Below are 20,364 nucleotides of genomic sequence, written 5' to 3'. Positions count from 1 at the left end.
TAACCTCACCCCCTGACCCCCTCTCCCGTGGAGAGGGGGCACCGGCTATGCACCAGACTGAAGTCGTAAGGCTCCCCCTCTCCGCGGGAGAGGGGGCCGGGGGGTGAGGTGAACGCAGAGGGCGACGTTAAATTTACATTGCTTCTTCAAGCTCCGGCGCAAACTGCAGAAAATGCGCCCACAGCAGCTGGCGCAACAGCAGTCGCTTGTAATCCGCCGTGCCGCGTACATCTGAAATTGGGCTGATTTCCGCCTGCATCACGGCATTGGCGGCAAGTACGGTGTCGGCCGTTAACTCGCGGCCCACCACAAACGCGCTGGTACGGGCTAGGTACAGCGGCACCGGTCCTACGCCGCCGGCCGAAATGCGGGCCTGCTGAATGAGGCCGTTCTCAACGCGCAGCCAGGCGGCGGAATTTACGCTCGCAATGTCGAGGTGCGTGCGTTTCGAGACCTTTTCAAAGTGGAAGAAGTCGCCGGGTAGGGGAGTGGGAAAGCTGATTTCCGTGACCTGCTCCTCGGGTGTTTTTGCCAGTTTCTTGTAGTCCAGGTACAGGTCTGGCAGGGCCAGCTCGCGGGTGCCGCCGGCCGGGTTGGCCAGGGTAATGGACGCGCCCAGCGCCAGAAACATGATGGTGAGGTCGCCGATGGGCGAGCCGTTGATGAAGTTGCCCGCCACCGTGCCCATGTTGCGAATGGGCGTGCTGCTCACCAGCTTCAGGTACTGCGGCAGCTGCGGAATCAGGCCGCGCATCAGCTCCGATTCGAGGAGGTGGCTGGCTGTGGTGGCCGCGCCCAGCACCACGCGGCCGCCCGCCTCCTGCCGGATGCCGCGCCGGCCGCTCTGGTCAAACACCAAGCGCACGGGCTGCTCGCGCAGCTCCTCCAGGCGCTGCACCAGCAGGTCGGTGCCGCCGCCCAGAAGCGGGTGGGCAAATGGGTGGGCGGCCGGGGAATCGTGGCCGTTTTGGCTTTGGCAATGGCCGTTGGGCGAAGTGGAAACGGTGCTGCCGCCGTTGGCGTGGGCCGTGGTGGTGGAGGCGGCTGAAGCGGCGGAAGAAGCTGCTGCTGCGTTGGTTTCGGGGCGCAGCTTGGCCAGTTGGGCGGGGATTCCGGCGAAGTAGGCGGGCACAAACTGCTTCTCACTAAGCCAGGCCAGGGCGTTTGCATTAGGCCGGTCGGCCAGCTCGGCGGTGAGGCGGGCGGCAGCGCGCTCCAGAGATTTGTAGCCCGTGCAGCGGCAAATGTTGCCGTCGATGGCCGCAATGGTGTTTTTCTCCGTAGCCGGCTTTTCGCTCAGGCTGTGGCCCGTGAGCGACATCACAAACCCCACCGTGCAGAAGCCGCACTGCGAGCCGCCTTCGTCCACAATGGCCTGCTGCACCGGCGTGAGCTGGCCGGCCGCGGCGTTAATGCCCTCCACAGTTGCCACATGCTTGCCGTGCGCGTTGCCCAGCGGCGTGAGGCAGCTGGTCATGCTCTGGTAGTTCACCGTCAGGCCATCGGGTGCTAGCTCGCCTACCAGCACGGTGCAGGCGCCGCAGTCGCCCTCGCGGCAGCCTATTTTGGTGCCTTTCAGGTGCTCGTGGTAGCGTACAAAGTCGAGGAGCGTGCTAGCCGGCGCCTCGCCGGTGCGAATGGGCTGGTCGTTGAGGTAAAAGGAAATCATACGGGGGGAATCAATAAGAATGCCATGCTGAGCGCAGCCGAAGCATCTCTACCGCGCAACTAACTCAATTTAATGGATTACCGCTGCGGTAGAGATGCTTCGGCTGCGCTCAGCATGACGGCCTTTTTTGCGCAACGAGGCGCCTCGTAACTCAATACTCCGTTTTGCCTTCTTTCTGTTCCCAGGCCTGAAAACCAGTCAGGGCTTCGTCGCGCAGCAGCTGCGTCATGGGCAGGCGGCGGGCGTCCATGGGGCGGTCCAGCTCTTCGTAAATAAACTGGTCGTCGAAGCCAATGGCTGCCGCGTCGGCCTTGGTATTGCCGTAGAACACGCGGGCCGGCCGGGCCCAGTAAATGGCGCCCAGACACATGGGGCAGGGCTCGCAGCTGGTGTAGAGGTCGCAGCCGTCGAGCTGGAACGTGCCCAGCTCCTTGCAGGCCTTGCGAATGGCGTCGACTTCGGCGTGGCAGGTGGGGTCGTGGGTGCTGGTAACCTGGTTGAAGCCGCGGGCAATGATTTGCCCGTCCTTCACCACCACCGCGCCGAAGGGGCCGCCGTGTCCGGCCTGCATTTTTTCAATAGACAGGCGAATGGCTTCGCGCATGAATTCAGGGTTGGGAGCTTCCATAAAACAGCTGTGAGGTAAGCTTTAGCTTGCCGTCCAAAGAAAATTAAGACGTAAACCCGCTTCCATTAAATTATAAATCTATCCAAAAAATGGACAACAAAGAAAGCGATGGAATACCTCATTCGCGGCCCTTACGGCAAGCTGAAGCTTACCTCACACTCGCTTACTTGAACAGGTTGGGCACGCGCAGCTGAAAGCCCAGCGAGGGCACAAACGTGACGCCGCTCAGCGAAGTGCTGGCGCCGTTGAGCAAGGCATAGTCGCCGTAGTTCTGGTAAAACACCGAGATGGCCGGAATGACATACACGTACCGGTAGCCCAGCTTGAGATTGACAAAGCCGCCGAAAGAAGAGAAATTCCGCTTCTGCAACGTCAGCTCCGGTACTTTCACCGCGCCGTTAAAAATTTTCTCGGGGGCAAAGCCGTAGCTCACCCAGCTGTGCCCGTACACCAGGCCGTAGCTGATGGCCCCGATTTCCTCCTCCGGGCCAAACGACTGGCTGAAGGTGAGTGGCACGAGCAGGTCGTTGCGGGTGGCCCGGAAGTTGAGCACCGAATTGATGTCGTCCAGGAACGGCAGGCTGGGCAATTTGGCCCGCTGGGTGGCAAACTGCAGGCCGATGCTGGCGTAGGTGGTGCCGCTGGCGGCGCCGGTACCGGGGTTCTCGGGCGAGCCGGTGGGCCCCAGCAGCTGGAGCTGGGTGTCGAAGACGTGGGAGCCGAAGGCGTATTTATACCCCGCGTCGAGGCGTGGGATGATGCCGTAGCGAATGCTCAAGTCGGCGGTGGGCTGCACGGGGTCCAGTACGTAGGCCAGGGCCGCGGCCTGTAGCTTGGTGGTAGCGTCGGTGTAATCTACTTTTTCCTGGCTGGCGGCCTGGCTGGCGGCTTCTTTCACGGCGCTGCCCACTTTGCTCAGGGAAGAGGTGGCCACGTTGAAGCCCTGGTTGTATCCTACCCGAAACTCGCCCTGGGGCGTGACTTTACCGGTGGTGACAATGGCGCGGGGAGCCGTGCACGACGTGGCTAGCAGGAGGGAGGCCGCTGCCAGCAAGGCAACCGGCCGCTGGCGAAAAAACAGTAGCAAAGTGGTTTTCATAGCACAAAGGTCAGGGATTGCGGGCCTAAAAAACGAAAATCGGTCCGAAACTACCCAAACAAATTCCTGCGGTCGGTTACCGAACTACGGGCGACTTCTCCGGTCCCGGCACCAGTCAATCGGCGGCGGCGCGCATCTTTGCGCGCATGAATATTCTATACGGAGTGCCGGGCGAAGGCCTGGGCCACGCCACCCGCAGCAAGGTGGTCATCGCGCATCTATTGGCCCGTGGGCACCAGGTGTGCGTGGTGAGCAGCAGCCGGGCCTACCAGATGCTGGCCGCCGCGTTTCCGGGCCGGGTGCACGAAATCCGGGGTTTCCACCTGGCCTACCGGGGGCTGGCCGTGAGCAGGGCCCGCACCGCCGTGCTCACGCTGCGCACCGCGCCCGCCGACCTGCGTGTGAATTTCGCCAAGTACCGTGAGCTACTCTGTGATTTTGAGCCGGAGCTGATTATTTCCGATTTTGAGTCGTTCAGCTACTTGTTTGCTAAAGTGCGGCGCCTGCCCATTATCAGCATTGACAACATGCAGATTATCAGCCGCGCGAAGTTGAATGTGCCGGTGCCAAAATCGGAGCGCGGCAATTTCGACCTGGCCAAAACCATTGTGCGGGCCAAGCTGCCGCGCAGCCGGCACTACTTCGTTACCACTTTTTTCGAGCTGCCGCTCAGCAAGCCCAATACCACGCTGGTGCCGCCCATCATCCGGCCCGAAATCTTGGCCGCCCGGCCCACCACCGGCCGCCACGTACTGGTGTATCAGTCGGCCACCACGCAGCAAAACCTGGTGCCGCTGCTGCAGCAGCTGCCCGACCAGGAATTCCGCGTCTACGGCTTCAACAAGGAAGAAAGCTACGGCAACGTGCAGCTGCGCGCCTTTTCCGAAGCCGGGTTTATTGCCGATTTGGCCAGCTGCCGGGCGGTGGTCACCAACGGCGGCTTTTCCCTGATTTCGGAGGCCGTTTTTCTGCGCAAGCCTATTTGTGCCGTGCCCATTCCAGCCCAGTTTGAGCAGTGGCTGAATGCCGCCCAGGTAGAGCAGCTGGGCTACGGGCGCCATTTCGCGGCCCTCGCCGCCGACAACCTGCGGGCGTTTCTCTACGGCCTGGCCGGGTTTGAGGCGGTGCTGGCTAGCTATGAGCAAAATGGTAACGAAACGCTTTTTGCGAAGCTCGACCAGGCCTTGCTGGCCCTCGCCGCCGAAACCGCCCGTGCCGGAGCAGCGCGATAGGAATTTGATTCCGTACTTGACGGCCCGCTTCGGCCAGTGCAATTCTACCCGCTGCGGCTTCATTCTTCCCCCGACTATGCCTATTCGTTCCCTTCGCCTCTGGCCGCTGCTGTTGCTGCTCACGGCCTGCGCGCGCACGCCCCGCCCCAGCGCCGCCCTGGCCAATAAGTACCACGACCCCATCAACCGGCAGATTGGTACGGCCCAGGATGAGCGCGACACCGCCGCCCTACTCCCGTTTCTGACCAACGCCAACCCCGCCTACCGGCGCGAGGCGGCCCTGGCCTTTGCCTCGGTGCAGGCACCGGCCGCCGTGCCCGGCCTGCTGCCGCTGCTGCGCGATGCCGACCCCGGCGTGCGTCGGGCTGCCGCCTACGCCCTGGGCCAAACCGGCGACAGCACCGCCGTGGACAGCCTGCGCGCCCGCGCCCGGCTGGAGCCCGACCCGGTGGTGCGCCGCTACGTGTACGAGGCCCTGGGCCGCACCGTCACCCGCCGCAGCCTGCCCGCGCTGTGGGCCGTGGGCGCCTTGAACGATACCGCGCGCGTAGCGGCCCTGGCCTGGGGCCTGAGCCGCGCCGCCCTGCGCGGCGTCAGCTCGCCCGAAGGCATTCGCCAGGCGGTGCTGGTGCTGAACACGCCCAAATTGCCGGTGCGCGCCCGGTTACTGGCGGCGGTGGGCCTCTCGCGCACCCGTGGCTACGACGCCGACCTGGCTCAATTAACGCAGGAAACCCTGCTGCGGCTGGCGGTGAAAGACCGGTCGTATGCCGTGCGGGCCGCAGTGGCGGCCACGTTGGGTAAAATCGCGGCCTTGCCGGTTTCGGCAGCGGCCCGGGCGGCGGGGAGCCCGGCGGCAACGCTGGCGCGCCTCGCCGTGAAGGACCGCGACTACCGGGTGCGGCTGAGCGCCATCCGGGCCCTGCCCTTTGGCCCGGAAACCTACGCTGACAGCCGCAAAGCCGTGTTCTATGCCCTCAGTCACGACCGGGCCCCCGTGGCCCTCACGGGCGCCGAGTGGCTGCTGGCGCATGCCAAAGGCGAGTCCGGCCCGTTGCTGGCCGCCCTGGCCGATGGTAATAAGCAAGCCTCGGCCAGAGTGCGGGCCGCGCTGCTGCAAGCCGCCGTGCGCCACGCCAGCCCGGCTTCGCGGCCCAGCCTCACCGAAACCATTCGCAAGCGGTACGCGGCCGCCCCAACGGTATACGAGAAAGGCTTTTTGCTGCAAGCATTGGCCGAAGACGTAACTTCCTTCGACTTCGTGCGGGCCGAGGCCGCCGCAGTCGGGCCGTCGCCGGTAGTGGCGGGCTACGCGCTGGGCGCCCTGCTGGCGATGCGCCGCGATGCCGCTTTCCCCGCCGCTCGCCACCCCGATTTTGCCGCAGCCATGCGTCAGGCTCTGGCCTCCGGCGACGTGGCCCAGATAGGCACGGCGGCCGAAGCCCTGGGCGATGCCAAACTGTACCCCGCACCGCAGCCCGCCGACCTGGCCGCGTTGCGTGCGGCCCAGGCCCGGCTGCAGCTGCCGCGTGAGATTGAGGCCTGGCAAGGCCTGCAGCAAGCCCTCGACAAGCTGGAAAAGGCCCCGAAACCGACGCCTTCGCCCATCGCCACGGCCCGGCAGCATCCCATCGACTGGGCGGTGGTGCAAGGTGTGCCGCTCGGCCAGCAGGTGCGCCTGCGTACTTCCAAGGGCATTATTATCTTGGAGCTGAAGCCCAACGAAGCGCCCGGTGCCGTGGCCAGCTTCGTCACGCTTGTGGGGCATAAATTTTATGATAACCTGTATTTCCACCGCGTGGTGCCCAATTTCGTGGCCCAGGGCGGCGACCCGCGCGGCGATGGCAACGGCAGCGCGCCGTACAACCTGCGGTCTGAGTTTGGCGATGTGCAGTACGAAGAAGGCAGCGTGGGGCTGGCCTCGGCGGGCAAAGACACCGAGAGTTGTCAGTTCTTCATCAACCATACCGCTACCCCGCACCTCGACGGCCGCTACCCCATTTTCGCGCAGGTAGTGGGCGGCATGGACGTGGCCCACAAGCTCGAAATCGGCGACCAGATTCTGGGCGTGGAGCTGGTGAAATAACAGGCTGCCGCGCATCGGCCGCTCTGCATCAGCCGGCAAAGAAAATGGCCCAACAGTGTGAGCACATGTGATTACACCTTATGCCAATTCGTGAACTGAAAAATCAACCAGGAATATTAAACTTGCAGTTGAGCCAACCGCAAATAAAACAATGTGTTACCTTGTGAAGCTGAGGGAAAACCGCATATGACTACTGCCGAGCTACAACACTCCTTGGAGTAGCAGCAAGCCGATAACGCGGCTTTGCGGGCGGCACTGGCTCAGGCCACGGGTGCCGTTCGCCTTCAGGCCGCCGCCGACGCGCCGCCGCCCGCCCACGAGCAGCTGGTGCTGCTGATGCAGCAGCTGTACCCCGCCGTGCTGCTGACCGACGCCGACGGACGGGTGATGTGGGTGAACGAAGGCTTCTCGACTCTGTGCGGATTTGAGCTGCCCGAAGTGCTCGGGCGACTACCGGACACCTTCCTGCGCCCCGACCTCGACGACCCCCAAACCCTGGAATACGTTGCGACCCGGCTGCGCGACAAAGTGCCGTTTCAGTACGAAGTGCGCAACCCGCGGGGCGGCAGCCAGTCCTGCTGGATTCGGGTGAAGGTGCAGCCCATTCGCAACCAAACGGGCGAAACGGTGCTGGCATGCTTGCTGGAGGACATCTCAGAATGGAAAAAAAGCCAGCTCACCCTGGTCGAGAGCGAACACCGGTTTCGGGCCCTGGCCGAGAATGTGCCGGTCGTGCTCTACGAATGGCGTCACAACTTCGATGGCACATTCGGCTTTAACTACATGAGTCCGAAAATGCTGGAGCTGTTTGGCATTCCGCGCATGGGCTTCGGCGATGTGTTCCGGTTTTCGCACGCCGACGACCTGCCCGGCCTCTGGCAGTCCATTGAGGACGCTACCCGCAACCAGACGCCGTGGTTTTATGAGGGCCGGCTGATGGTGCCGGGGCAGCCCTTGCGCTGGGTTCGGGGCAACTCCGTGCTCACGGGACGCGACGCGACAGGGGTGAACTACAGCGGCATTCTCCAGGATATCACGTCCCTGAAACAAGCCCAGCGCGAAACCGACCTGCGTTGGCACCTGGCCGTGGAAGGCTTTGGCGACGGCATCTGGGAGTATGACCTGCGTGGCCCGCGAAACGTTACGTATTCTGCCGAATACAAGGCCATGCTCGGGTACCGGTCCGACGAGTTTCCGGACGGGTACGAGTCCTTCGCAGCGCACATTCACCCCGAAGACGTGGCACCGGTCCAGCAAGCCGTAGATACCTATCTGGCGGGTGATTCGGCGCTGCTAACGGTTGAGTTTCGCATGCGCTGCAAGGACGGCCGCTACAAGTGGATACTCAGCCGCGGCTTGGCCACCGAGCGGGCTGCCAACGGCGAACCGCTCATTATTTCGGGAACGCACACCGAAATTTCGAAGCTGAAAGAGGCCCAGGAAGCGCTCGATGCCTCGGCCCGGCGCCTGTCTACGGTCATCGCCAACTTCCACGAAGGGTTGGTGCTGGAAGACGAAAACCGCCGCATCGTGCTTTCCAACGAGGCATTTTGCAAGCTGCTGACCGTGCCCGGCACGCCGGCCCGGCTCGTGGGCAAAGACGGTGGCTGGCTCACGGAAGGCTCGAAATCCTACGTGAAAAATCCCGCCCAGTACGTGGCCCGGATTCAGAGCCTGCTCCGCGCGCAACAGCCTGTGGCCGGCGACGTGCTGAGCCTGGTCGACGGGCGCACCATCAAGCGGGACTTCGCGCCGATTTTTGACCAAAGCCGCTACATCGGTCACCTGTGGAAGTACGAGGACATTACCGCCCGCACCAAGGCCGACGCGGACCTGAAACGGCGGGAAGAAAAGTACCGCGGCATCATCGAAAACATGTCGCTGGGTCTGGTAGAGGCTGATTTGGACGACCACCTGCTCTACGCCAACCAGAGCTTTTGCGGCATGACGGGCTTCTGCACCGACGAATTGATGGGCAGCCGCCTGTCGCCGCTGCTGCTGAAGGGCGAAGATTTGGTGCTGGTTGAGAGCAAGCGGGCCGTCCGGCAGCAGGGCATCGCCGATTCCTATGAAATTGCGGTAACCACCAAATCCGGCGAAGTGAAGTGGCTGCTGGTGAGCGGCGCCCCGCTCTACGACGATAATCAGCGGCTGATTGGCTCCATTGGTATCTACCTCGACGTGACGCCGCAGAAAGTATTGGAAGCCAGCCTGCGCGAAGCCAAGGGCCAGGCCGAGTTCAGCACACGGGCCAAACAGGAGTTTCTGGCCAACATGAGCCACGAAATCCGCACGCCCATGAACGCCATTCTGGGCATGAGCCAGCTGCTGGCCAAAACCGACCTCGACGGCCCCCAGGCGAACTACCTGAACGCCATCGCGGCTTCGGCTGAGAACCTGCTGGTCGTTATTAACGACATTCTGGACCTGTCCAAAATCGAAGCCGGGCGCGTGGTCGTCGAAACTATCGGGTTTAGCGCCGCCCGGTTGTGCACGCAGGTCGAAAAAACGCTGCGCTACAAAGCCGAGGAAAAAGGCCTGCGCATAGTGACCCGCATTGACCCGCGGCTGCCGAAAGTCTTGCTCGGCGACCCTTACCGCATCACCCAGATTTTGCTGAACCTGGTCGGCAACTCCTTGAAATTCAACGAGCAAGGAATGTTAACCATCGCCTGCAACCTGCTGGAGCCCGCTGCGGCGGACACGGTCACCGTCGAGTTTGTGGTGCAGGATACCGGCATCGGCATCGACGCCGACTACCTGGCGCAGGTATTTGATGACTTCAGCCAGGAAGACTCGTCGGTGACGCGCAATTTTGGCGGTACGGGCCTGGGCCTGGGCATCAGCCAGAAGCTGGTGGAATTGCTGGGCGGCACCCTGCGCATCGAAAGCCAGAAAAACCAGGGCACCACCAACCGCTTCACCCTGCAGCTGCCCATCGGGGAGGAGCACGACTTGCCGCAGAAGGAGTACTCCGACGTCAGCCACTTGCGGCCTGCGTTGCGCGGCAAGCGCATTTTGCTCGTCGAAGACAACGTATTCAACCGCATGCTGGCCACCATCTTCCTCGCCAACGCCGGCATGGAAGTGACCGAGGCCGCCAACGGGGAAGTGGCCCTGGCCCTGGCCGCCCACCAGCCCTTCGACCTGGTGCTGATGGACGTGCAAATGCCCGTGATGAACGGCTACGTTGCCACGGCGCTGTTCCGCGAGCAGTTCGGGCCCACGGTACCCATCATCGCCCTCACGGCCAATGCCATCAAAGGCGAGCGGAGCAAATGCCTGGCCGCTGGCATGAATGACTACCTCACCAAGCCGTTTCAGGAAGCCGCGCTGGTCAAAATGGTGCACGATTGGGTGGCGGGTCCGCTCAGCACGGCGCCGGATTGTTGATTCAGGTTTTAGCACCCGCTGGTTTCTGGTCGAATAAGCCGTTGCGCCTAGCGGTTCACCAGCTTCAGGGCCCCTTCGCCGTAGCGGGCGCCGGCTATGGGGTGCGCGGCCAGCAGCTGCGTCAGTCGCTGTTTGTCGGTCTCGGATAGGGTGATTTCGGCCGCCGCTGCGTTTTCTTCGAGGTACTTGCGGCGCTTGGTGCCGGGAATTGGCACGATGCCGGCATCCTGCGCCAGCAGCCAGGCAAGGGCCAGCTGCGCCGTGCTGATGCCTTTTTCGCTGGCCATTTGGTGCAGGCCGGCCACCAGGGGCGCGTTGGCATCACCCACCTCCTCGCCAAAACGGGGCATGCTCCGACGTAAATCCCGCGCGGCCAGCTGCGGCCCGGGGTTGGTGAGCAGCCCGCGGCCCAACGGCGAAAAGGGCACCAGACTAACGCCCAACTCGCGACAGGCCGGCAAAATATCCGCCTCCACGTCGCGGGTGAACAAGGAGTATTCCGATTGCAGCGCCGCGATGGGATGCGTGGCCTGAGCCCGGCGCAGCGAGGCCGCCGACGCTTCAGAAAGCCCCAGAAACCGAACCTTCCCGGCCTGCACCAGTGCGGCCATGGCCCCCACCATTTCCTCCACTGGCACGGCCGGGTCGATGCGGTGGGCGTAATACAGGTCGATGGTGTCGATGCCCAGGCGTTTCAGGCTGGCCTCGCAGGCGGCCGCGATGCGCTCGGGCCGCACATCAACCGCGGCTCCGCCCTGGCCATCGGCTACAAAACCAAATTTGGTGGCCAGAAAAACCGCGGCCCGGTTTGGCACCAGCACTTGCCGCAGTAGCTCCTCATTGGCCCCGAATCCGTAGACGTCGGCCGTATCCCACAGGGTCACGCCCAGGTCCAGGGCGCGGTGCAGCGTTGCCACGGCCTCGTGCGAGTCGCTGGGGCCATAGGCGTAGTCAGAGGCCATCGACATGCAGCCCAGGCCCAGCGCTGATACCTGCTGGCCGGTGCGGCCCAGTTCACGGGTTTTCATCTGAAGGAAGGATTGAAAAGGTGATTTTGAAGGGATAATGACTGGCAATAGCCAAAAAAACTGCCAAGCGAAAGCCCGGCATTGTTAACGAAACCCATCTCCTTGAAGGAGAAAGTCTGCGTTAGCAATGCCGGGCCTGCGCCTGGCAGGGCAGCTGCAATAGCCTGTTGTTGAGTTCCGGCGCTATTCTTCGTCGCGTCCGTGCACCTGCGCCGGTGGCGAAGTGGCTTCCACGGCAGTGAAGGGCTCCAGTATCTTGTAGGTATGTTCGGCTCCTTGCGGCACCACCCACGAATTTCCGGTTTCCAGAATGACAACCTGACCGGCCAAATGCAGCTCGGCGCGGCCGCTCAGTACGAATCCGACCGTTTCGTAGGCGCTGGCGGAAGGTTCTTTGGGTTCGCCGGGCTGCTCGTTTTCCCACATGCGCATGGCAACGTGCTTGCCGGAGGCCAGGTATTTTTCGCCGTCTTTGCCCTTGGGCGAATGGCGCGAATCGACTTTGGTGATGGTGGTATCAGACATGGGGCTGCTCTTAAAAAGGAAGGAAAGGAGTATCTTTTGGCCCGGCCGTTGAGCGGAGTAGCCTTCGGGTGGGGCTGCTGGCTAAACGGCCAACTCGTCCTCACCGTTGCCTGGATGCTCCGAAACCTTCATCCCACGGCCGGGTTTAACTCCTTCGGTTCTTGTTACCGTTTTTTCTGTCGCTGTGCTCCCTTCTCCTTCTTTTGCTGCCGAATTGGCCAAGGCCCACGCCACCGTGCCCGACGCCCTGCCCGGCACCGCTTTTTGCGCGCTGGCCGATGGGTTACTAGCCCTGCTGTTCCCGCAACGCTCCGAACGGCCTTTGTCTACGGCCGATGCCGTCGCGGCCGAGCTCTACCATTTCCGGGCCGAGCTGGCGGTGCTGCTGGCGCAGGTGCCCGCGCTGCCCGCGTCGGCCCCGACCCTGGCCGACGAATTCACAGCCCAGCTGCCGGCCTTGCGCAACGCCCTGCTGCGCGATGCCACCGCCATTCTGGCCAGCGACCCGGCGGCGCAGGGCTTGGGCGAAATCGTCAGCTCCTACCCCGGTTTCTACGCCACGGCCCTGCACCGCCTGGCCCACGCCCTGCACCAGCGCGGGCTGCCGCGTCTGCCGCGCCTGCTTAGTGAGTACGCCCACCAGCGTACTGGCATCGATATTCACCCCGGCGCCCAAATCGGGGCCGCGTTCTGCATCGACCACGGCACCGGCTTGGTTATCGGCGAAACCGCCGTTATCGGGGCCAACGTGCAGATTTACCAGGGCGTGACTTTGGGGGCGCTCAGCGTGACCAAGGGCTTGCAAGGCACCAAGCGGCACCCCACCATCGAAGACCATGTGGTCATCTATGCCGGGGCTACTATATTGGGCGGCAGCACGGTAGTGGGCACCCGCAGCATCATCGGCGGCAACGTGTGGCTGACCGAGAGCGTACCCTCACATTCGCGCGTTTACCACCGGGCCCACATTCAAATTTCGCGCAACGTCGACCCCGCCGCCGAGCTGGTATTTTCCATTTGATTTAGGAGTTTGGGCCTTGGTGTTTTCGGGACCTGGTTTTCTCGTCTTGATTTTTAATACCCGGTCCCAATGCCCTTATATCTAAAATAAACAAGTCCCCAAGACCCCCAAAACATGAAAGCTAATTCCATTCTCGATACCATCGGCAATACGCCGCTGGTGCGTCTCAATCGCCTTTTCGCCACTATCCGGCCCGACGTAGAAGTATGGGTAAAAATGGAGCGCGCCAACCCCGGCGGCTCCATCAAAGACCGGATTGCCCTGTCGATGATTGCACAGGCTGAAAAAGACGGCCTCCTCACCCCGGACAGCCTGATTGTGGAGCCCACCTCCGGCAACACCGGTGTGGGCCTGGCCCTGGTAGCCGCCGTGAAAGGCTACCGGCTAACCCTGGTAATGCCGGAGAGCATGAGCATTGAGCGCCGCCGCCTCATGGCCGCCTACGGGGCCAACCTGGAGCTGACGCCGCGCGAGAAGGGCATGAAAGGAGCCATCGAGCGGGCCCAGGAAATCGTGGCCACCACGCCCGGCGCCTGGATGCCCATGCAGTTCTCGAACCCTGCCAACTTGCAAATCCACGCCGATACCACCGCTCAGGAAATTCTGCGCGACGCCCCCGAAGGCTTCGACTACCACATTACCGGCGTGGGCACCGGCGGCCACATCACCGCCGTGACGGAAGTGCTCAAGCCCTTGTTTCCCACCATGCAAACTTTCGCCGTGGAGCCGGAGGCCTCGCCCGTTATCAGCGGCGGTGCGCCGGGCCCGCACCCCATTCAGGGCATTGGCGCCGGCTTTATCCCTGAAAACCTGCACACCAACGTCCTCGATGGAGCCATTCAGGTGTCACAGCAGGAAGCCTACGAGATGACCCGCCGCGCTGCCCGCGAGGAAGGGCTCTTCATTGGGGTTTCTTCCGGGGCTTCCCTGGCAGCTGTGGCCAAAAAGCTGCCTGACATGCCCCAGGGCGCCCGGGTCCTGACGTTCTGCTACGACACCGGCGAGCGTTACCTGTCCGTCGACGGCCTGTTCGTGTAAGGCAGAGATACTGGGTTTTAGGCCCGCCGCCGGTTTGCTGACACCTTCTCGAATAGCAATACGCTGGTTGTAAGCAAAGCCAATGGAAACAAATGCGGGGTGCCCGGTACAAAACCACGTACCGGGCGCCCCGTATACTTTATACATGGGCCACACATGCCGTGGGCTTGTTCTGGTGCCTTGTAGCTTCCCAGCCATTCAACCCAGGACTTGCTTCCCCTGTGGCTGCGGCCTGGCGAAATCTTCGCCGAAGAAGGCCACGCGCTACCAACTATGCGCAACTGCCCCGGCACCTGTTGATACTGTTTTTTTATCTATTCACTTTTTAATCTTGAAAATCATGGCAACTGACAACACTGATTACAGCGATAAACTAACCACCAGCGAGAACGAGCACCACCGCACGCAGCAGCAGGTAGCCAACTCGGGCAATAATGCAGCCCGCCCCGAAAATGTGGGCGGCGTGAGCGTACAGCAGCAGGGCGGCGGCGAGCTCACCTCTTCGCCCGATAGCGACGGTGACAACGGAGGCAACCGCGGCGGCACGCACGAAACCGCCCAAAGTGCCAAGGGCAGCAGCAACCGCGGCGGCCAGCCCAGCGCTGACCAGAAAAACGACGGCGGCGGTTCCGATGCTGAAAAAGCCAATCAAACCCCAAACACCACTGCTTACAACTCTGAATACAGCAATGCCCGCTCGGCGCCCAGCTCGGCTAATGACGGTGGCAAAATGGGCGATGCCGACAATCCAGCCGAATAAGTGTGATAAAGGCCAAGCACTCAAACGCACGGCCCTCCCGCTTACACTGACCCCAAAACTGCTGGTCGGTCCCATGTTCATGCCGACAGTCCGGGGTAAAGCAAAAAAGGCAGTTACGGTATTTACCGTAGCTGCCTTTTTTGCTTTACTCTATTTTCCGTGGAGAATATCGGAGTCGAACCGATGACCTCTTGCATGCCATGCAAGCGCTCTAGCCAACTGAGCTAATCCCCCGGTTTTGCATTTTAACCGCCGTGCCTATTGCGCTTTGGTTCGACAAAAGTACGGCCAGTTCGCGGTTTGGCAAGGGCCCGGTGCATCTTTTTTGGGTATTATCCGCAAGCGTCAAGAAATCAGGCACAAAAAAAGAGGGCCGGAAATAATTCCGGCCCTCTCAGGAGCTACGCTAAGCGAAAATGCTTAGTTGAAGCTGTAGCGAACGCCCAACTGACCCTGCCACCGCGAGAAGAAGGGCGAGAAGTCATACGAGCGGTTGGTGGTAGCAAACGAGGCAGGGAAGGAGAAGGTAGGCTGAGCGCCGGCACTCGTCGATTCTGCGCGCAGCAATTCGATGGCGTTGTTCGACACCGTGTACTGACGGCCCCAATCGTTGTTGAGCAGGTTGCCTACATTCTGGATGTCAAACGTCAGCTGAAGCGTATTCTTTTTGCCACCAGCTAGGAAGCTGAAGTCCTGAGCCACGCGCAAGTCGATTTGGTGCGTCCAGGGCAAGCGGGCGGCAAACCGCTCAGCTACCTTGCCACGGTTGTCGCGCAGGTACGGGTCGTTCTGGATGAAGGCCTCCAGCTGGTTCTGGATTTCCTCAACCGTACGGGTATCGGTCGGGCCGCTGGGCACGAGGATAATCTGGTTGCGGTCGCGAACGTTGGTCGGGATGTAAAGCAAGTCGTTGCCGTTGTTACCGTCGCTGTTTACGTCGCGGCCTTGACCGTAAACGTAGGCCAGGGGCTGGCCCGAACGACCTTCGTAGAACATGGTGAAGGTGGTAGCCAATGCATCGTTGGCGTAGCGGAAGGTGTAGCCGGCGCTGGCGATAACGCGGTGACGCTGGTCATTGCGCGAGAAACCCAGCTCGGGGTTGTTGGGGTCGGCCATTACCTGGTTGAAGCCGAAGTTGGAGCCGGCCGTGCTGCTGGAACCGCTGTTGATTTCTTTCGAAACGCCGTAGGTGTAGGCAACAGTAGTGTTCAGGCCACTGTTGAAATTCTTCTGCAGCTGCACGGTACCATTGTAGCGGTAGCCCTTGCTGGTGTTGTCGAGCAAGTACACGTTGGTGTAGCGCGAGTCGACGCGGCGGGCTGCAGTGGACGAAGCGTAAATTGGCCGCTGGTCGGGACCGGCCAAGCGGCCCACGGGAGCCGTGAGGTTGATGTCCTTGTAGTAAATGTCGTTGAGCGTCTTCGAGTAAATACCTTCGAGGGTAGCCACGATATCGCCGGGCAGACGGAAGTCCACGGCCAAGTTCGAGCGCCACACCTGTGGCAGCTTGAAGTCGTCGCGCGTCAGGTTAATCTGCGAAGTCGCGATTGGCGCGTAGGGTGCCGATGTGTAAACCCGCTGAATTTCTTCCGACGTCAGCGGAATAGACGGCAGGTAAGAGGCCGGGGTGGTGTTTGGAGCCACTTGGTTCAGACCGCCCTGGATGAGGCCGCTGTTGGTGTAGCTGTTCGAAATCCACACGAAAGGTACTCGGCCGGTGAAAATGCCCGTACCACCGCGCAATTGTACTTTGGCATCGTTGTCAACATCCCAGTTGAAGCCCATTCGGGGCGAAAACAACAGCTGGCCATTGGGCGTGTTGCTGGTTTTAAACTCGGGGCCGAAACCAGGGCGGCCGGGACCAGCCGAGGTGTTGAGGGCGGTGTTGTCGCCGGGCTTGTCGAGGAACACGGGTACGTCAACCCGTACGCCGTAGGTCAGGCGCAGGCTTTGGATGGGTGTGTACTCGTCCTGGGCGTAGAAACCAAGCTGAGCGGCTTTGAAACGAGCTTCGCCGCCGTTGGCCGTTGGGTAACTAGCCAGCACGCTCGTGGCCCGGCCATTGATAAAGTTGTCGATGGACGTGAAGCCGTAGAAACCCGCGCCGTTGTTGAGGAACAGGTTGCGGAATTTGAAGCCTTCGTTGTGCGTGCCAATGGTAACAGTGTGCTTACCGAATGCTTTGGTCAGGTTGTTGGTGATTTCCACAATGTCCTGGTCAAGCTGGTTGGCCACCGAACTGCGGTCCTGACCCAGGTTGTAGGTGATGCCGTTGTCTTGAATCTGGAAGGCTGGGCCACGTGCGCCGGCAACGTCGCGGAAGTCGCGGATGGCGGTGTAGGTCAGAATCAGCTTGTTGGAGAAGCCGCCCGCGAAGCGTGAGTTCAGTTCAGCAACAGTGCTGTTGGTCGTGTTGCTGAATTTGTAGGCGTTGTTGCCAAAGCGGAAGTTGTTGGCCGTACGACCGATGTTGTCGTCGAAGGCACTAACGTAGTTGTGGCGCAGCGTCAGGGTGTTGTTTTCCGAGAGGTTGAGGTCGAAACGGGCGAAAATCTTGTCGCTCTCAGTCTTGGCTGTGATTTCGCCGAAGCTGCCCACGTCGTAGTTGCCGTAGAGAGGCGTGTTGGCAGCGGTAGCAATGCGTTGCACGTCAGCAATCGATATACGCGACTCAGGACTGCCGGGCGTGAAAGCCAGCGGCGTGGCTTCACGGGCAATTTCAGCGTTCAGGAAAAAGAACAACTTGTCCTTTACCACGGCACCACCCACCCGGAAACCAGTCTGGTACTTGTAGAAGTCGGCCGCTTTGGTGCGGGGCTCTGTTACGCTCTTGCCGATGCTGTTCTGGTTCCGGCCAAAACCGTAGATGGAAGCCGACAGGTCGTTAGTGCCCGAACGGGTGGTAGCGTTTACGCCACCGCCGGTGAAGTTACCCAGGGTCACATCGTAAGGAGCCAATACTACCTGAATCTGGTCGATGGCGTCCAGGGCGATGGGGTTGGTGCCTGCCTGGCCACCGGGCGTGCCCGAACCGGCAAGGCCAAACACGTCGTTATTAACCGCGCCGTCGATGGTGATGTTGTTGTAGCGGTTGTTGGAGCCGCCAAACGACGAGCTGCCGCCGCCGCTAGCCTGTGGCGTGAGGCGCGTAAAGTCGTTGAGCGAACGGTTCAGCGTGGGCAACTTGTTGATTTGCTCGCGGCTCACGTTAGTTTCCGCCCCGGTCCGGCCGGAGTTGATAACGTTGTCGCGGCGCTGCGTTACTACTACTTCGGCCAGTTCCGTGCTAGTGTCGTTCAGCTGCTGGTCAAAACGCAGGTTCTGGCCCAGCGACAGGTTAATGTCGCTCCGGTTAATATCCTTGTAACCCACAAAAGTGATGCGGACTGTGTAAGGACCACCTACCCGCATGCCCTGGATGTTGAAACGACCGTCTGAGTTAGTGGGCGCAACGTACTGGGTATTGGTGGGGGTGTGCACGGCGATAACCGTGGCACCGGGGAGCCCTTCCCCCTTATTGTCGGTGATTACTCCACTCATAGCCGCCGTGGTGGCACCCTGAGACCAGCCCAGGCGGGCCGTGAAGAGCATCAACGCCAACAGCAACAAGTGGCGTAAACGTAAATTATTCATACAAAAAAAGGTTGGTGGAATTAGTTGGCTTGGTGAAAAGCGGGACAAAGGTACGACCGGCGCGAAAGGCTGACATTACCCTAATTTTACTATTTGCCTTTTTGGACACAGTTGGCCGATTAGGCCGCAAAGGTAGCAGTATGGTTTCACAGTTGGGGCCGGACGGCCCGAATAAAACGGCTGAGGTAATAGTCCGATTCCAGGCTGTTTTCCACTACTCCTAGGGAGGTTGAAGCGTGGATAAAGTCCACGCCCTCATCGTCTACCACCGTCACCATGCCCACGTGCGTGATGGTGCGACTGCCCGGCGAGCCGCCAAAAAAAACCAAATCCCCCGGCCGCAGCTCCGTGTTACGTACCGGGGTTCCCCACACCGCCTGCTCGTTGGACGAGCGGGGAATGCGAACGCCTGCCTCGCCAAAGGACAACTGCAGCAGCCCCGAGCAGTCGAGGCCCAGGCGCGTGGTGCCGCCGTAGAGGTAGGGCGTGCCCTGATAGGAGCGGGCCGCATCAATCACCGAAGCCAGGGTGCCGGTGGCGTTGCCCGCGCGCGGGGCACGTTTGGTAACTATCTTGGTTTTGGTGCCGCTGGGGGCCTTGCCGATGGTTTTGGCCTTGCCCGTGGGCCGGGTGGCGGCGTAGCGGCCTTCTTTTTTGAGGCGCACCATTTCGCGGGCCGAGCGGTACTGACCGTTGCGGTAGTTGAGCTTCTGTTGGCAGCCGGCTAGCAAACCTAACGCCAGCAGTACTGGTAGTATCTTCGTTATCACCCTCCCCATTGGCTGCAAAGATAGTTTGTGCAGCCGGACCAGATTAGCCAACCGATGAATTTTAACGCCTTGACTGCCGAATTAATTGTTGCGTTTGAGGCCATTGTTGGGCCCGCGCACGTGCTCACCGCCCAGCGGGCCGAGGCTGCCGCCACTGCCGACGCTTACGCCGACTACGGCCGCGACCACACCGAGGACCTGCACTACGCCCCCGACGTGGTGCTGCGCCCCGCCGACGCCGATGAAATCAGCCAAATCATGCGCTTGTGCCACGAGCACCGCGTTCCGGTTACGCCCCGCGGCGCCGGCACGGGCCTGAGCGGCGGCGCGCTGCCCCTGCACCACGGCGTGGTGCTGAGCACCGAGCGGCTCAATAAAATCATTCAGATTGACGAGCGCAACCTGCAGGCCACCGTGGAGCCCGGCGTGGTGAACGAGGCGTTCCAGAACGCGGTGAAAGAAGTCGGGCTGTTTTACCCGCCCGACCCGGCCAGCAAAGGCAGCTGCTTTTTGGGTGGCAACCTGGCCCACAGCAGCGGCGGCCCCAAAGCCGTGAAATACGGTACTACGCGCGATTACGTGCTGAACTTACAGGTGGTGCTGCCCACCGGCGAAATCATCTGGACCGCCGCCAATACGCTCAAAAACTCCACCGGCTACAACCTCACGCAGCTTATGGTGGGCTCGGAGGGCACGCTGGGCATCATCACGCGGGTGGTGTTTCGGCTGTTGCCCTACCCGCAGCACAATATTCTGATGCTGGTGCCCTTCCGGCAGGAGGCACAGGCGGCGGAGGCGGTTTCGGCGGTGTTTCGGGCGGGCATTATCCCGTCGGGCATGGAGTTCATGGAGCGCGAGGCCATTGCCTGGTCGTCCGATTATCTGAAAATTCCCCTCGCGCTGCCTGAAGACATTACCGCCCACCTGCTCATCGAGCTCGATGGCCAGGACCTGGACCAGCTTTATAAGGAGGCCGAGCAGGTGTACGGCGTGCTGGAGGGCTACGATGTGGGCGAAATCCTGCTGGCCGACAATGCCACCCAGAAAGACGAGCTCTGGAAAATCCGCCGCAACATTGGCAATTCGGTGCGCTACAATTCGGTATATAAGGAAGAGGACACCGTGGTGCCCCGCGCCGAATTGCCGATTCTACTCAAAGGCGTGAAGGAAATTGGCGCCCGCTACGGCTTCAAAACCGTGTGCTACGGCCACGCCGGCGACGGCAACATGCACGTCAACATCATTCGCGGCGACCTCGACGATGAGATGTGGAACGTGGGCCTGCGCCAGCCCATCAGCGAGATATTTGAGCTGTGCGTGAAGCTGGGCGGCACCATTTCCGGCGAGCACGGCATTGGCCTGGTTCAGAAAGGCTACATCGGCATCGCCTTGGCCGAAACCAACCTGAACCTGATGCGCGGCATCAAAAGCGTGTTCGACCCCCACGGAATCCTAAATCCAGGCAAGATTTTCTAGTGCTTG

At 61.4% G+C, this 20,364-nt stretch carries 14 protein-coding genes and 1 tRNA gene; 7 read left to right on the top strand and 8 right to left on the bottom strand.

Annotation, left to right across the window (positions count from 1 at the left end; all coding sequences use genetic code 11):
* Window positions 1-133: 133 nt before the first annotated feature.
* The 3 genes from GM79_RS12035 to GM79_RS12025 form a co-directional block, all read right to left on the bottom strand.
* Window positions 134-1,669 (bottom strand): FAD binding domain-containing protein, encoded by a 1,536-nt coding sequence (locus GM79_RS12035; protein WP_035564180.1) that lies wholly within the window; start codon window positions 1,667-1,669, stop codon window positions 134-136.
* Window positions 1,670-1,820: 151 nt separating this feature from the next.
* Entirely contained in the window at window positions 1,821-2,297 is a 477-nt protein-coding gene (locus GM79_RS12030) for a nucleoside deaminase (RefSeq protein WP_035564179.1), read from the bottom strand.
* Window positions 2,298-2,460: 163 nt separating this feature from the next.
* Entirely contained in the window at window positions 2,461-3,396 is a 936-nt protein-coding gene (locus GM79_RS12025) for a hypothetical protein (protein ID WP_035564178.1), read from the bottom strand.
* 146 nt (window positions 3,397-3,542) lie between these two features.
* Here GM79_RS12025 and GM79_RS12020 point away from each other — a divergent pair, with 146 nt between their 5' ends.
* The 3 genes from GM79_RS12020 (at window position 3,543) to GM79_RS12010 (ending at window position 10,107) form a co-directional block, all read left to right on the top strand.
* Window positions 3,543-4,628, top strand: coding sequence for an MJ1255/VC2487 family glycosyltransferase (locus GM79_RS12020; protein ID WP_035564176.1), 1,086 nt, complete (start codon window positions 3,543-3,545; stop codon window positions 4,626-4,628).
* Window positions 4,629-4,704: 76 nt separating this feature from the next.
* Window positions 4,705-6,714, top strand: coding sequence for a peptidylprolyl isomerase (locus GM79_RS24285; protein ID WP_161787166.1), 2,010 nt, complete (start codon window positions 4,705-4,707; stop codon window positions 6,712-6,714).
* Between the two features lie 243 nt (window positions 6,715-6,957).
* Entirely contained in the window at window positions 6,958-10,107 is a 3,150-nt protein-coding gene (locus tag GM79_RS12010; RefSeq protein ID WP_051718823.1) for a PAS domain S-box protein, read from the top strand.
* 47 nt (window positions 10,108-10,154) lie between these two features.
* On the opposite strand, the gene GM79_RS12005 is transcribed toward GM79_RS12010, so the two are convergent.
* Together GM79_RS12005 and GM79_RS12000 are read right to left on the bottom strand one after the other, a co-directional pair.
* Window positions 10,155-11,135: an aldo/keto reductase gene (locus GM79_RS12005; protein WP_035564174.1), complete on the bottom strand. Its 981-nt coding sequence runs from the start codon at window positions 11,133-11,135 to the stop codon at window positions 10,155-10,157.
* 183 nt (window positions 11,136-11,318) lie between these two features.
* Window positions 11,319-11,660, bottom strand: a complete 342-nt coding sequence (locus tag GM79_RS12000; protein WP_035564172.1) for a cupin domain-containing protein — start codon at window positions 11,658-11,660, stop codon at window positions 11,319-11,321.
* Between the two features lie 184 nt (window positions 11,661-11,844).
* Between GM79_RS12000 and GM79_RS11995 the strand changes: the two genes are divergently transcribed.
* The 3 genes from GM79_RS11995 (at window position 11,845) to GM79_RS11985 (ending at window position 14,479) form a co-directional block, all read left to right on the top strand.
* On the top strand, window positions 11,845-12,681 hold the full coding sequence (locus GM79_RS11995; protein WP_081867723.1) for a serine O-acetyltransferase: 837 nt from the start codon (window positions 11,845-11,847) through the stop codon (window positions 12,679-12,681).
* Window positions 12,682-12,795: 114 nt separating this feature from the next.
* A complete protein-coding gene (gene cysK / locus GM79_RS11990) occupies window positions 12,796-13,719 on the top strand; it encodes a cysteine synthase A (RefSeq protein ID WP_035564168.1) in 924 nt (307 codons plus the stop codon).
* Window positions 13,720-14,059: 340 nt separating this feature from the next.
* A complete protein-coding gene (locus tag GM79_RS11985; protein ID WP_152559972.1) occupies window positions 14,060-14,479 on the top strand; it encodes a hypothetical protein in 420 nt (139 codons plus the stop codon).
* Between the two features lie 160 nt (window positions 14,480-14,639).
* On the opposite strand, the gene GM79_RS11980 is transcribed toward GM79_RS11985, so the two are convergent.
* The 3 genes from GM79_RS11980 to GM79_RS23050 all read right to left on the bottom strand — a co-directional run bounded on the left by GM79_RS11980 (window position 14,640) and on the right by GM79_RS23050 (window position 18,882).
* Window positions 14,640-14,713 (bottom strand) — tRNA-Ala (locus tag GM79_RS11980).
* 186 nt (window positions 14,714-14,899) lie between these two features.
* Window positions 14,900-18,112 (bottom strand): carboxypeptidase regulatory-like domain-containing protein, encoded by a 3,213-nt coding sequence (locus tag GM79_RS11975; RefSeq protein ID WP_035564164.1) that lies wholly within the window; start codon window positions 18,110-18,112, stop codon window positions 14,900-14,902.
* A gap of 146 nt (window positions 18,113-18,258) precedes the next feature.
* The gene (locus GM79_RS23050; RefSeq protein ID WP_235184053.1) at window positions 18,259-18,882 is read right to left on the bottom strand and encodes a C40 family peptidase; all 624 of its coding nucleotides are present in this window, start codon (window positions 18,880-18,882) and stop codon (window positions 18,259-18,261) included.
* Between the two features lie 69 nt (window positions 18,883-18,951).
* Between GM79_RS23050 and GM79_RS11965 the strand changes: the two genes are divergently transcribed.
* Entirely contained in the window at window positions 18,952-20,358 is a 1,407-nt protein-coding gene (locus tag GM79_RS11965; RefSeq protein WP_235184052.1) for an FAD-binding oxidoreductase, read from the top strand.
* Window positions 20,359-20,364 lie beyond the last annotated feature (6 nt).

The organism is Hymenobacter sp. IS2118, from assembly GCF_000715495.1.
GTDB lineage: Bacteria > Bacteroidota > Bacteroidia > Cytophagales > Hymenobacteraceae > Hymenobacter.
This window is presented reverse-complemented; position numbering and strand designations above follow the sequence as displayed.